Origin of the sequence: Azohydromonas caseinilytica (assembly GCF_012927045.1) — a bacterium.
GTDB lineage: Bacteria > Pseudomonadota > Gammaproteobacteria > Burkholderiales > Burkholderiaceae_C > Azohydromonas > Azohydromonas caseinilytica.
Map to the genome: position 1 here is coordinate 61,348 of NZ_JABBFW010000014.1, position 11,651 is coordinate 72,998.

15 protein-coding genes are annotated in these 11,651 nt (G+C 67.7%); 4 read left to right on the forward strand and 11 right to left on the reverse strand.

Annotated elements, in window-relative coordinates:
- Position 1 precedes the first annotated feature (1 nt).
- From traF to HHL10_RS18615, 7 genes are read right to left on the reverse strand one after another with little or no spacing between them, the layout of a single operon-like run.
- Positions 2–523, reverse strand: a complete 522-nt coding sequence (gene traF / locus HHL10_RS18585) for a conjugative transfer signal peptidase TraF (protein ID WP_169161895.1) — start codon at positions 521–523, stop codon at positions 2–4.
- Positions 520–2,433: a type IV secretory system conjugative DNA transfer family protein gene (locus tag HHL10_RS18590; RefSeq protein ID WP_235971617.1), complete on the reverse strand. Its 1,914-nt coding sequence runs from the start codon at positions 2,431–2,433 to the stop codon at positions 520–522. Before HHL10_RS18590 ends, traF begins: the two co-directional genes overlap by 4 nt.
- Positions 2,430–5,039: a TraI/MobA(P) family conjugative relaxase gene (gene traI, locus HHL10_RS18595; protein WP_310734627.1), complete on the reverse strand. Its 2,610-nt coding sequence runs from the start codon at positions 5,037–5,039 to the stop codon at positions 2,430–2,432. Before traI ends, HHL10_RS18590 begins: the two co-directional genes overlap by 4 nt.
- The gene (locus tag HHL10_RS18600; protein WP_169161897.1) at positions 4,949–5,173 is read right to left on the reverse strand and encodes a hypothetical protein; all 225 of its coding nucleotides are present in this window, start codon (positions 5,171–5,173) and stop codon (positions 4,949–4,951) included. Before HHL10_RS18600 ends, traI begins: the two co-directional genes overlap by 91 nt.
- 1 nt (position 5,174) lies before the next feature.
- Positions 5,175–5,615, reverse strand: a complete 441-nt coding sequence (gene traM, locus HHL10_RS18605) for a conjugal transfer transcriptional regulator TraM (protein ID WP_169161898.1) — start codon at positions 5,613–5,615, stop codon at positions 5,175–5,177.
- Positions 5,615–6,340, reverse strand: coding sequence for a P-loop NTPase family protein (locus HHL10_RS18610; protein ID WP_169161899.1), 726 nt, complete (start codon positions 6,338–6,340; stop codon positions 5,615–5,617). The genes traM and HHL10_RS18610 overlap by 1 nt, the downstream gene beginning before the upstream one ends.
- Positions 6,337–6,726 (reverse strand): TraK family protein, encoded by a 390-nt coding sequence (locus HHL10_RS18615; protein WP_169161900.1) that lies wholly within the window; start codon positions 6,724–6,726, stop codon positions 6,337–6,339. The genes HHL10_RS18610 and HHL10_RS18615 overlap by 4 nt, the downstream gene beginning before the upstream one ends.
- 263 nt (positions 6,727–6,989) lie before the next feature.
- On the opposite strand from HHL10_RS18615, the gene traJ reads away from it, so the two are divergent.
- Positions 6,990–7,535, forward strand: coding sequence for a conjugal transfer transcriptional regulator TraJ (gene traJ, locus HHL10_RS18620; protein ID WP_235971619.1), 546 nt, complete (start codon positions 6,990–6,992; stop codon positions 7,533–7,535).
- Positions 7,536–7,548: 13 nt separating this feature from the next.
- On the opposite strand, the gene HHL10_RS18625 is transcribed toward traJ, so the two are convergent.
- The 4 genes from HHL10_RS18625 to HHL10_RS18640 form a co-directional block, all read right to left on the reverse strand.
- A complete protein-coding gene (locus tag HHL10_RS18625) occupies positions 7,549–7,908 on the reverse strand; it encodes a KfrB domain-containing protein (protein ID WP_205833113.1) in 360 nt (119 codons plus the stop codon).
- 15 nt (positions 7,909–7,923) lie between these two features.
- Positions 7,924–8,949 carry a ParB/RepB/Spo0J family partition protein gene (locus HHL10_RS18630; protein ID WP_169161902.1) on the reverse strand — a complete coding sequence of 342 codons (1,026 nt, stop codon included), beginning with the start codon at positions 8,947–8,949 and terminating at the stop codon, positions 7,924–7,926.
- A gap of 91 nt (positions 8,950–9,040) precedes the next feature.
- Positions 9,041–9,349, reverse strand: a complete 309-nt coding sequence (locus tag HHL10_RS18635) for a TrfB-related DNA-binding protein (RefSeq protein WP_169161903.1) — start codon at positions 9,347–9,349, stop codon at positions 9,041–9,043.
- Positions 9,350–9,417: 68 nt separating this feature from the next.
- Positions 9,418–9,660 (reverse strand): hypothetical protein, encoded by a 243-nt coding sequence (locus tag HHL10_RS18640; protein ID WP_169161904.1) that lies wholly within the window; start codon positions 9,658–9,660, stop codon positions 9,418–9,420.
- Between the two features lie 121 nt (positions 9,661–9,781).
- Between HHL10_RS18640 and HHL10_RS18645 the strand changes: the two genes are divergently transcribed.
- The 3 genes from HHL10_RS18645 to HHL10_RS18655 all read left to right on the forward strand — a co-directional run bounded on the left by HHL10_RS18645 (position 9,782) and on the right by HHL10_RS18655 (position 11,651).
- Positions 9,782–10,144, forward strand: a complete 363-nt coding sequence (locus HHL10_RS18645) for a helix-turn-helix domain-containing protein (protein ID WP_169161905.1) — start codon at positions 9,782–9,784, stop codon at positions 10,142–10,144.
- Between the two features lie 123 nt (positions 10,145–10,267).
- On the forward strand, positions 10,268–11,227 hold the full coding sequence (gene trbB / locus HHL10_RS18650) for a P-type conjugative transfer ATPase TrbB (RefSeq protein ID WP_169161906.1): 960 nt from the start codon (positions 10,268–10,270) through the stop codon (positions 11,225–11,227).
- A gap of 37 nt (positions 11,228–11,264) precedes the next feature.
- Positions 11,265–11,651, forward strand: coding sequence for a TrbC/VirB2 family protein (locus HHL10_RS18655; RefSeq protein WP_169161907.1), 387 nt, complete (start codon positions 11,265–11,267; stop codon positions 11,649–11,651).

The following is an 11,651-nucleotide window of genomic DNA, read 5'->3' on the forward strand; positions in this document are numbered from 1 at the left end:
CTCAGTTCCAGGTGAACACCGGCCGGATCACGGCCAGGATGTGCGTGCGGTCAACGGGGCCGAAGTAGCGGCCATCGAAGGAGCGCGGGCTGACATCGCCCATCAGCAGCACCTCGTCGCCGAGGACGGTGCTGGCGCTGGTGGGCTGCGGCAGGGGGCGGCCGACGGTATCGGCGGGCAGCCGGGCGCTGCCGGGCACGGCCCGGCCGTTGACGACCACGGCGGCCTCGGTGAGCTCGACGCGGTCGCCGCACACGGCGACGACGCGCTTCATCAGGTAGCCCATGCGGCCGGGGCAGATGCCGGGACCGATGTAGAGCCGCGCGCGGGCCTCCAGGAAGGGCTGCACCGGTGGCGGGCAGGCCAGGACGTAGGCGCCCGCGCGCAGCGGCTCTTCGGTGACGCGGTACAAGCCCTGCGCGATGCTGCGGGTGGAGTTGAAGCGCAGCCCCGCCACGCCCGCACCGATCAGCAGCGCCAGCACGGCGCCGCCGCCGGCCGCGATCCAGATCCTGCGCCTCATGCTGCCACTGCCAGGGAAGGCATCTTCGGCGCGCGCAGCCGGTCGCTGTGCTTGGGCGCCGGCACCGACGCGCGGGCCAGAAACACCGGGTCCTTGAAGTAGAGCATCTGCCGCCCGTAGATGGCTGGGCGGCCGGCGACGTAGACCACCATGTCGCCGGCTTCCAGAATCTGGTCGTTGGCGTCCTTGACCGGGCCGGGCATGCGCATGGCCTCGTCGGCGGTGAGCAGGTTGCGCGCGACCTCCTGCAACGTCACGGACATCTGCCCCTGCATCAGCGCCGAGCGCTTGCCGCTGACCGTCACGGCTTCCTTGACGATGGTGGTCTGCCCGGTGCACCGTGACAGGTACTCGGCGGTCTCGACGCGGTTAGGCGGGAAGGCGGCCTGCACGTGGCAGTTGGAGGTGATCGTCTCGTGCTCGCCGTAGCCCTCCTGGGGATGGCGCAACTGCGTGATGTCCTGGACGAGGATGAACGCCTTGATGCCGTACTCGGCCATCCAGGACAGCGCGTCCTCGAAGCCGGGCAGCTTGCCGAAGGACGGGAACTCGTCCAGCAGCATCAGCAGCCTGTGCCTGTACTTGGGAACCGGGCGGCCTTCCTTGAACCCGATTCCATCGGCAAGGACCCGGATCGCCATGGTCATGAACAGCCGCGTCAGCGGCTTCATGCGCGCCTTGTCCCGGGGCTTCGTCGTGAGGTACAGGCTCACCGGGTCGGCGCCGTGCATCAGGTCCTCGATCTGGAAATGGCTGTCGGCCACGTTGGCGGCCACCACCGGGTCGCGGTAGAGCGACAGGTGGGTCTTCATGCTGGAGAGCACCGAGCCGGCCTCTTCCTCGTGCCGGTCGATCTGGTCGCGCGCGGACGCGGCCACCAGCGGGTGCGGCCGGTCCTTGAGGTGCTTGTAGGTGGTCATCTCCACCCACAGGTCGGCCACCGCTTGGTCCGGGTTGGTCACCAGGTGGTCGATCAGCGGCAGCGAGGCGCGCGGCCCGTGGCCGTTCCTGTGCTTGTAGAGGGCGTGCAGCATCAGGCCCTGCAGCAGCGCGTAGGCGGTTTCCCGCCAGTGGTCGCCCTGCAGCCCCTTGCCGTCCGAGTCCACCACCATCAGCGCGATGCTCTGGACGTCGCCCACCTCGTACTCGGTGCCCACGCGCACCTCGTCGAGCGCGTTCCAGTGGGTGCTGTCCGGCGCCGCCGGTTCGAACTTGAGGACCTTGTTCCTGGCGTGGAGCTTGCGCCAGCCGGCCGTGGCCGCGTGGAGCGTGGCCTTCAGGTCGGAGATGATCATGCTGCTCACGTAGGACAGCAGCGTCATGAGCACCGGGCCGACGCCCTTCCCGGACCGGGTCGGGGCGTAGAACAGGATGTGCTCGGGGCCGTTGTGGCGCAGGTAGCGCAGCACGCCCTGCTTGTCGAGCCAGCCGCCCACGAAGCAGGCCATGGATGCCGGCGCCGCGTGCTGGCGCAACCGGTCGAGCCAGTTGCGCTTTCCTCGCGGCAGCAGCCCTGCGGCCTTGATGTCGCTCTCGGTGGCCCATCGCGCCGAGCCGTGCATGTACTGGTTCGCCGTGGGCGCGTTGCGCAGGATCTGCTGCGTGACCATCGTGCCCAGCAGCCCGACCGCCGCCACGCCGACGCCGACGCTGCCCGAGCTCACCAGTTCCTGCGGGTAGACGCCGTGCCACTTCCAGGCCCAGCCCAGGACGTGCCAAGGCAGGTAGACGTGCCCGATGTGCATCCCCAGCGTGTAGTGGTAGTCGAAGGTGTGCGCAAAGTGCTGCGTGGCGGCCCAGGTGCCGCCCAGCAGCGAGCCAGCGGCCATCGCCGGCACCAGCTTCTTGCGCGGTGGCCGGCGCTGGCGCACCTGCGGGCCGACCGCGTTGTTCATCGTCGTGGTGGTCATCTGCTGTGTCCTCGTCCGGCGCCTGTGCTGATCGTGGCGTTGGCGTTGACCTTGACCGGCGTGCCCAGCCCGGTGCGGGTCAGGCGCTGCGCGGTGGTCGCGTGGATGGGCATCACGAGCACCTCGTCGCCGCGCTTCAGGAGCGCCAGCGACTGCCCATACTTGTTGCGGGTGCCGGCGAAGGTCAGCGGACCAGCGCCGGGGCTGAAGCGGCTGTGCCGCGGCACAGCCAGGCCGAGCGCGCGCTTGCCTTCGCGCTCGGCGATGTAGGCGTCGGCCGCGGCGTAGGCCGCCGGCGTGAAGATGGCCCCCGGGATCTGCCAGGAAGCGGCCGGAGCCGGCGCTGGCGCCGCCTGCCGCAGCGGGTGGCCCCACCCGAGCGGGCCGGCGTCCAGGGCCGAGAACGGGCGCACTCGGGCGCGCGCGGCCGGCGGCGGCTTCGTGCCCACGGCGGCCACGAACACCTTGCCGTTGCCCGGCTGCGGGGCCTGCTGCGCGCGCGCGGCGCGGGCCTGGGGCGGTTGCCCCTTGCCCGCCGGCGGCCGGCGCGCGGCGCTGGAGCTGCTGGTGCGCTTGCGCGCGACCGGCGGCGGCGCCTGACCTACTTCTCGACCTTGTCCTCTTCCTGACCGATGAACGGCCCGTCGCAGTGCGTCAGGGGGCGCGGTTCCTTGGTGCTCCAGATCACCACGAACATCACCCGGCAGTAGCACTGCACGTCGCCCTTCTCGCTGCACATCCACATCGACTGCGGACAGGTTTCGCAGACCGTGCCCGGGTGCGGGCGGCGGTTGATAGGGATGGCGGCCAGGGTTGGGCTTGGCGCGGACGGGGCCGCTGGCATGTCCAGCCGCTGCAGCTCCAGGTCGGAGTCCGTGAAGCCCGCCAGGGCCTCGTTGAGCTGCTGCTCGCCCGGTCTGGGATTGCGGGGAGGTGGCATCGGGTCGCTCCTTCTGCATGAGGGCCTGGCGGTGACGCTCCAGACCCGGGTCGGTGAACGCGATCGGAAGGTTCATGTCCACGGCGGCGCGCACCACCGCTGCGCGGAAGGCGGCCGAGCCGTTGACGCTGATACGGTCGCCGTACTGCTGGCGCGCAAGGCGCAGCGCCGTGCGGATCGCCTCCTGGTCGGCTTCGCGCGACACCTGCAGCCGCTGCCCGTCATCGCGTACGGCGCTGGCGCCGGCCCGGTACAGCACGGTGCCAGCCTTGGTGACGGTGTCGATCTCGGGCCCCTGGCCAGCGCCAGCAGCCGCGCCGCCCTGCCCGTGCACGGTGGCTCCGCGCAGGTTCTCGGCAGCCGCGCGCGCGCGCAGCGCCGCCAACGCGTCCTGGTCGCCCCGCAGCGCTTCGGCCTTGAGCCAGTCGGCCCAGCTCATGCGCTGGTGCCGCTCCAGAATGCGGGCGCGCTCGCGAGCGTGGTCCTCGTGGATGCCCTGCAGCCGCGCCTTGAGCTGCCGGCTGGCCTGCGCGTGCAGCAGCCGCTTGTCGATGCCGCGCCCGTCCACCACGCGCAGCGTGGCAGTGTGCAGCCGGTACAGCCGGCGCGCGCCCTCGACGGCACGGTCCTTGGCCCGCTTCGCCGCGGCGAGCTCCGCCGTGCGCGCTTCGGCCTGGCCTTCGCGCTCGCGCTCGTAGCGGGCGAACAGCGCTGCAGTGTCCACGCGGCTGCGCGTGGGCCGCTTCGCATAGGTCCTGCGCGGCTTGGCCTGTGTGGCGCTGGCGCCGGCCGCCGCCTGGAACGCGCCCAGCCGGGCCTCCATCGCCGCCTTCGACAGCCCCCGGTCCACGGTGGACGCCTTCACGCGCGTGCTGTCCTGCGCCTCGATGACGAGCCCCGCGCCGCGCTGGCTCATGTGCAGCCCGTGTGCTTGCAGCACCTCGTGCACCGCTGCCCACGAGTCCGCGCGCTGCAGCGCGCCCAGGCATTCCCGCCGCACCCAGGTCATCAGGCTTTCGACGCCGGCGTGCTGCTCCATGTCGCCGGCCCGGCCCTCGCTGACCGTGCGTCGCGGGATGTGTTTGTCCACCCGCAGTCCCAGCTCGCGCTCCAGCCGAGCGCATACCTTCGCGAGCGTTCGGTACGCCAGGTAAGGCTCGTGCATCGTGTGCCGCGTCGGGTGGATCTTGTTGATCGCGACGTGCATGTGCACGTTGTCGGTGTCGTGGTGGACCACGCTCACCCGCTGGTGTTCGGCGAAGCCCAGCGACTGGCAGATGCGCTCCTCGATGGTGCGCAGCTGCTCCGGCGTCGGCTGCTCGCCGGCCTGGAAGCTCACGATCAGGTGAAAGGTGCGGTCGCCGCGCGCCCGGGTGTTCAGGTGCTGCGTGGCCAGCATCTCGGCCACCGCCGCGCTCAGCGTATGGGCCGCGCAGTTCGTGATCCGCACTTCGCCGACGCGCTCAAGAGTGCCCTGATCGTTCTCCAGGTAGCCCACGAGGTCGGCCATGCTGCTGCGGTGCAGCCTCTGCATGGGGACATGCTTGGCGATCACGGCGGCGCACTCGGGTCGGTTCAGCGGCTGGAAATCGCCATCAGCAGCAGGCCGACGATCAGGTAGCCGCACACGAAGCGAATGGCCGCAACCCGTCGGCCCAGCCACCACAGCCGGGCGCCCATGAAGCCCGTCACACCGCCGAAGCCCCAGAAGATCGCCGAGAGCAGCGAGGCCCCGAAAGCCAGCGAGACGCAGAACAGCACCGCGCCCACGTACAGCCCCGCGTACTGCGCCCGGGCCATGTCAGCGCCCTCCCCAGGCCACCACGAACGCCGCCAGCAGCACCAGCAGCGAGGCGCCCATGCTCATCAACGACACCCGGCGGGCATCGCGCAGCTGCGCCTGCACGGCGCGGGCGCTGTTCTGCACCTCTGCGCGCACGACCTCAGCGACCGCCGCCGAGCTCTCCTGCACCGCCAGCGTGAGCGCCGCCTGCCCCGCCTGCAGCGTCGCCTGCAGCGCGCTGGCCGCTTGGGTCTTTGCCTCGTCGCCGACGCGGCGCGTCATGCCCTCCAGCTCGGACTTGAACTGATCCAGCAGCGCGCGCTGGGCAATCTCGCCGTCCTGCACCAGCCGCTCGTTGATCGTCAGCAGCATGAGGATCGGGTCGTCGCGGCCCACGGCCACGCCGTGGCGAACTGCGATCTCCCGCACCATCTGCTCGATGCGGTCGCCGGCCGGCATCACAGCACCCTTGCGCCGTCGAGCTGCTCCCACAGCCGTCGCCGCACCAGCGTGAGCCGCTGCTTCGTCATCAGCGGCCAGTCCGGCGAGGCCAGCGCCTCCGCGAATGTCAGCCGCGCCTGCAGCATCTGCGCGAAGTCGTGGCCGTGCGTCTCGGCCTTGAAGTTCGGCACCTGAACCAACGCCGTTACCCGGGCCTTGTTGTCCCGGTATGCCTTCATCTGCTCGAAGCCGCGGCCCTCGTGCTCGATGGGGCCGAAGAAGGGGTTGAGCCACACCACGAACTGCGCCTCGGCCGGGAACTGGCTGGCGAGTTGCGCGAAGCCCGATACCGTGTCCAGCAGCGCCTGCCCTCCAGTGATCATCGTGTGGATCACCAGCTCGTGCCCCATGTCCTTGAGCATGGCCGGCACCTCGTTGGATATCAGGTAGTGCGCCAGCGGAACGAACGATGACGCCCCGTTGTCGATCACCACGTCCGAGGCCGACTCGCACGCCCGCTCCACCATCCGGTCGAACAGCCGCGGGTTGATCTCGTCGCCTTCCATGATCTCCACCCGCGCCACGTCCAGCGCCGCGAAGCCGGCGAAGGTGGCGTTGACGGGATCGGTGTCGATGCACAGGGGGCGCTCGCCCTTGTCGGTCTTGTATTGCGCCAGCACGGACATGCCCATGCTTTTGCCCACGCCGCCCTTGCCTTGCAGCATTGCGTGAATGGTGGTCATCCGATCAGGTCCTTCTTGTCGGGGGCCGGCTTGAAGTTGAAGCCCGGCACGGATGCCTCCGTACGGTGCGGCCCGGTTTCGGGAAGAGGCGCTGGCGCAGAAGCAAAGCTCCCGGTCGGCGCGCCAGCCTCGGGGGGCACGGGCTGCTCGGTGGTGTGCAGCTTCACGTGGGTCAGGAACGTCTCGTACCGGCACTTGATCCGGCCGGTCTCGCGCAGGTGCGCCCATATCGTCTTGGCCGGGAAGCGCGCCGCGAGCGCCGCTTGCACATCGGCCTTCACGGCGAGGAAGGCCGCGAGGTTCTTGTCCTGGCGGGGTCGAGGAGCCGGGCTCTCGCGAACCCAGGCCGCCAACTGCTCGACATAGGTAGGGGCGGGCTTCGTCATGCCTGTCTCAGCGCCCGCAATGGACGATGGCTGCCGCATCGCAACAGCTCCGCGCGCCTGGAGTGGGTTGCACCGCTACTGCTGCGCTGTCGCTTCGCTGTTCATGCCGCATTGCATCGCTACCGCTGATGAATTCGACATATCGTAGATGCAACAGCGCAATCGCAGTGTGTCACCCGCGCACCAATAGGTGATAAATCGTAGATGCGCGCTAGACTACAGTGGAGTTACCCAGCCGAAAAAGCTGGGCAGGATAGGTGAACATGGCCATGTCGCGGAGCGACCTGACCCTGTTCACTTCCCCTTACTCGCTGCGCTCGACGGGGCATCCTGCGCTGCGCGGTTGCCTCTTGCCGCCGGTGTTTCTTGTGGAGTTGTCGATGCCACCCCCTGCCAGCAAGACCACCAAGCGCCGCGTCCTCAAAGTGCAGTCGCGCCAGCGCAAGCCCGCGCACGAGGTGCGCCGGCACTGCCTGCGGGTGCTGGTAAACGACGAAGAGAAAGCCGATCTGCAGGCACAGGCACGTACCGCCAAGCGCAGTGTCGGCCGCTACCTGCGCGAGGTCGGCCGGGGCTACCAGCTCAAGAGCACCGTGGACATGGAGGCAGTGCAGAAGATGGCGCGGATCAATGGCGACATGGGCCGGCTCGGGGGACTGTTGAAGCTGTACCTCAAGTGCGATCCAAGGACGGCAGCCTTCAACGCCGACACCGTCGAGGCGCTGCTGCAGCGCATTGCGGCCCAACAAGAGGAGCTGGGCCGCGTGATGCAGGCTGTCGTGCGGCCTGCCGCACAGTCAAAGTTCTAGCGGCTAAACCGCTTCAGCGAGTCGTGCGCGTGGGACGGCGGCTGCGGGAGGCAGGGGCAGGGGCTGGCGTCTGGACGTCGAAGCTGGCCCGGCAATCGGCGTCATAAATGACGGTGCCGTGCGCGCCCACGGCAGGCAGGGCATCGAAGTCGCTGCAGTTGTGCGCGACCAAGCCGGTGTTCGTGGCTTGGTAGAGCATCCCGCTATCTACGATGAGCAGAGCACCCGCCGTGGACCTGCTGCGGTCGGACTGCTGGGCCGTAAACAGCTCGTACAGGCCGGGGCGCAGGAGCCCGGCTTTCTCGACGCGCTCGTTTGTCCAGGTCGCACCCTCTTCGGCCTGCAGCACCTTCTGGCCGTTGAGCACCACCACGCGCTTTCTCATTGCTCAGCCCTCATTAGCGGAGACCAGTTTCAGATCGGCGAGGTCGGCCTCGGCCTCCTGGCCATCGTCATCGAATCGAACCCAGGCGCGCAGCAGCCGCCCGGTGCGGCCTCCAACGGTGACCATGATGCCGGGGTCACTGGCCGAGACATCACGACTCGCTGTCTGTCGGGTGGCCGGAGCCGCCTTGGGTGTGAAGGCTGGCGCGCTGGTGGCCGCTGGCGGTGGTGCTGGAGCATGCGCGGGCTGCCGCACAGGCACGGCGCCCTGTGCAGCGGGGGAGGGTACTGGCGCGGTGCTGATACCTTCCACAAAGGCGCGCAATGCTTGGACGGTGCCGCGCGTCACTTCCTGACTGGGTTTTGCGAGCCAGCGCGTCAGCGTGGCCGGGTCCTTTTTGTGGATTCGCACCAGTTCGTTGATTACCGTCACGTCCGTCACGCGCCCGCTGTTGAAGGCGTCAGCGACCGGCTCGGGAAGATCGAGCAGGGTGACATGCTGCGAGACAAATGCCTTGGACTTGCCCAGCTTCGCAGCGATCTGTTGCTGGTTAAGGCCCGCAGCCAGCTCGCGGCCGATGTAGTTGGCAATCTCGCGTGCTGTCAGGTCGGCGCGCTGCAGGTTCTCGATGACCTGATCCGCATTGCTGTGGTCGTTGTCGATGAACCCCTTGATGGTCGGGAATCCCTTGAGCCGCGTCGCGCGCAGCCGGCGCGCGCCGTGATTCAACATGTACCGGCCTGACGCGGTGGGATGCACCTTGACCGAAATGGGCGTCTTGATCCCCTTCGGGCCGATGCTGGCGGCCAACTCGGCGATGCTCTCTTTCGAGAAGCCCGGGTTGTCGGCCCCGCGCGGCTGGTTCGGGTCCTCATCGATAAGGTCCAGCGGGATTTCCAGCGGGGCGCCGACGGGCACGGCGGGCGAGGGCGCTGGGGTTCCCGGGAGGTAAGAGGCTCCGCCGGTCTCACCGAGCCCAAGCCCGGACGCCGGCTTCGTGGCAGCGGTGCGCGCTGTCTTGGCGGGCATCAAGCAGTCTCCATCTTCCCGGCCACGCAGTCGGCCGGTCGGGTTACCTTCTTGCATTGGCCACCCCTCGGAATGGCGACAACGAGGCTTGTCATGGCTTGGTGCCTCTTTTCTCCATGGCTTGCTTCTCCCATTGACGAACGATGCGGACTTGGTGAAGGGGCAGGGTGGCCGTGATGCGAAGCAGTCCTTGTGGCAGCAGATGCTGGGCGGCCTGCCACACGCGGTCGACGGCTTGCGACACCGCGCCTTTGGACAGCTTGAGCTCGTCGCGAAGCTCGGTCTGCGGGCGGCCTTGCACCAGCACCGCCTCGGCGATGTAGATCGTCTTCTCCCCCACGTTCAAGTCCCTCGCCGCGAGCTCGAACTGCTCCGGTGTCAGGCGCTTAGTTTGTCTCATTGGTTTAGCTAAACAGGCCTGCCAGCCAAAGAAAAGCCGCCCGCCGGCAGATCCCGGGGGCGGCAGCTTCAGCGTCGCTTGCTCGCGTCGGCCGCTTGCAGCACCTTCCAGCTCAGAAACAACAGCAGGCCGAAGGTCAGCAGGAAGGAGCCCGGCGGGCCAATGAACAGCGCCACAACCGAGCAAAAGCCCAGCACGAAACGCACGAAGGGCCAGTAGCCCACGAGCAGCGCCCAGAGGAGGCCCGACTCCCGGTCGCGGCCGGCGCCATGGCCGCTCGCGTCGCGCGGTTCATCCGTGGGGTGTCGCATGGCGTTCTTCCTTCAGTGCGTGCCAAGAGCAGCATCGCCGGCAAGTAAGATCAGCGGTCGCAGTTTAGAGGCATCCGACCAAAGGCGGTTCTAGCCGCTAAACCAGCAGGAGCAGCGGGGCTTGTACTACTACCTCAACTTCTTCACGAATGTGCTGCGCATCCTGGAGGAGCAGCGCATGTCCAAGCAGCAGCTCTCCGAACTTTCCGGCGTATCCCTGTCCTTCATTTCGGACATCACCACGGGCAAGGGAAACCCCTCGGTGGGGACCATGGAGCAGATCGCCAACGCATTGCGCACCCCACTGCCATTTCTATTGGAGTGCAACGACCTGCCGCAGGAGGTGCTGCCCAAGCTGGGGGCCGTTGCGCCGGTGAGCAGCGTTGCACCGGGCTACGCCAGGGTCTCGGTTGTTCTTGCTGACTACCAAGCTTTCATCGTCAACAACTGGGCCAAGGAAATCTCGGATCAGGCCTCCCCTTGAGCGAGAAGTGGGCGCTGGGAAACGCCTACGAAGCGAGGGCGAATAGTAGAGCTATTGCGCTGTTTCTGTCATCGGTATAACGTAGATATGACACCGTGCTGGTGTTGTTGAAGGCATATACCGATGGATCAGGCTTCCGTCACCGTTGAGGATCGCGCGAAGGCGAAGCTGGAGCGCGACGTTGGACCGGAACTCCTCGCGGCGTTCAACGACCCCCGCACGCTGGAGCTGATGCTCAACCCGGACGGAACGGTGTTCTTGGAGCGGCTGGGTGAGCCCATGGCGCAGATCGGCACCATGAAGCCCGAGCGGGCGCAGGCCATCCTGGAAACCGTCGCCGGCATCCATCGGCGCGAGGTGACCAAGGACAAGCCGATCCTGGAGTGCGAGTGGCCGCTGTCGCATGCGCGCTTCGCCGGGCAGTTGCCGCCGGTGGTGCGCCACGCGTCCTTCGTGCTGCGCAAGCACCCGATCGAGGTTTTCACGCTGGACGACTACGTTGCCAAGGGCGAGTTGAGCGAAGCGCACCGCCAGGCCATCGTGGCGGCGATCCGAGCCCGCAAGAACATCTTCGTCTCGGGTGGAACCGGTTCGGGCAAGACCACGCTGGTCAACGCGATGCTGCTGGAGCTGGCGACGATTTTCCCGGACATGCGCCTGCTCATCATCGAGGACACGGGCGAGATCCAGTGCCGCGCGAAGAACCACGCGCAGTGGCACACCACCGTCACCGTCAGCATGCGCGACTTGATCCGGCATGTACTGCGCGCGCGGCCTGACCGCGTGATCGTCGGTGAAGTCCGCGGCGCCGAGGCGCTGGACCTGCTGATCGTGCTGAACACCGGGCACGAGGGCGGCCTCGCCACCATCCACGCCAACAACGCACACGCCTGCCTCAGCCGCCTCAAGCTGGCGGTGAGCATGCACCCCGAGTCCCCGAAGCCGGTCGAGCCTCTCATTGCGCAGGTCGTGGGCTTGATCGTGCACATCGAAAAGACGCCGGAAGGCCGCCGCATCCAGGAAGTCCTGGAGGTGTCCGGCTACAGCCCCAGGGACGGCCACTACATCACCAGGCCTCTCTAACCCCCGTTTCCTCTTTCTTCCGACAGGAGCATTTCTGATGACCTCCAAGGCCCAAGCTCGCCCATTCGTTTCGCAGCGGATGCTTTTCAATCTGGTCGCGCTGCTGCTCCTGAGTGCCATTGCGTTGATTCCGCAACATGCTCATGCCGCCGCTGGTGGCGGTGGAGGCATGCCGTGGGAAGGCCCTTTCGACCAGCTCCGCGCGTCGGTCACTGGTCCGTTCGCCTACGTCATGTCGCTGCTCGGCATCGTGATCGGGGCGTGCGTGCTGATCTTTGGTTCCGACTTGAACGGCTTCTTCCGTTTCATCGTCCTGATCATCCTGATCATTTCGGTGCTGATCGCGGCGCAAAACTGGCTGGCGGGCACCTTCGGCCGTGGCGCCGAGATCGCGATGGCTCCCCTGCAGATGCTCATGGGGTGA

Excerpts from the sequence above, each read along its gene's own strand:
- traF (WP_169161895.1), bottom strand. The coding sequence starts at position 523 with ATGAGGCGCAGGATCTGGATCGCGGCCGGCGGCGGCGCCGTGCTGGCG.
- HHL10_RS18590 (WP_235971617.1), bottom strand. The coding sequence starts at position 2,433 with ATGACCACCACGACGATGAACAACGCGGTCGGCCCGCAGGTGCGCCAG.
- HHL10_RS18600 (WP_169161897.1), bottom strand. The coding sequence starts at position 5,173 with ATGGCCCGGGCGCAGTACGCGGGGCTGTACGTGGGCGCGGTGCTGTTC.
- traM (WP_169161898.1), bottom strand. The coding sequence starts at position 5,615 with ATGCCGGCCGGCGACCGCATCGAGCAGATGGTGCGGGAGATCGCAGTT.
- HHL10_RS18610 (WP_169161899.1), bottom strand. The coding sequence starts at position 6,340 with ATGACCACCATTCACGCAATGCTGCAAGGCAAGGGCGGCGTGGGCAAA.
- HHL10_RS18615 (WP_169161900.1), bottom strand. The coding sequence starts at position 6,726 with ATGACGAAGCCCGCCCCTACCTATGTCGAGCAGTTGGCGGCCTGGGTT.
- traJ (WP_235971619.1), top strand. The coding sequence starts at position 6,990 with ATGGCCATGTCGCGGAGCGACCTGACCCTGTTCACTTCCCCTTACTCG.
- HHL10_RS18630 (WP_169161902.1), bottom strand. The coding sequence starts at position 8,949 with ATGCCCGCCAAGACAGCGCGCACCGCTGCCACGAAGCCGGCGTCCGGG.
- HHL10_RS18635 (WP_169161903.1), bottom strand. The coding sequence starts at position 9,349 with ATGAGACAAACTAAGCGCCTGACACCGGAGCAGTTCGAGCTCGCGGCG.
- HHL10_RS18640 (WP_169161904.1), bottom strand. The coding sequence starts at position 9,660 with ATGCGACACCCCACGGATGAACCGCGCGACGCGAGCGGCCATGGCGCC.
- trbB (WP_169161906.1), top strand. The coding sequence starts at position 10,268 with ATGGATCAGGCTTCCGTCACCGTTGAGGATCGCGCGAAGGCGAAGCTG.
- HHL10_RS18655 (WP_169161907.1), top strand. The coding sequence starts at position 11,265 with ATGACCTCCAAGGCCCAAGCTCGCCCATTCGTTTCGCAGCGGATGCTT.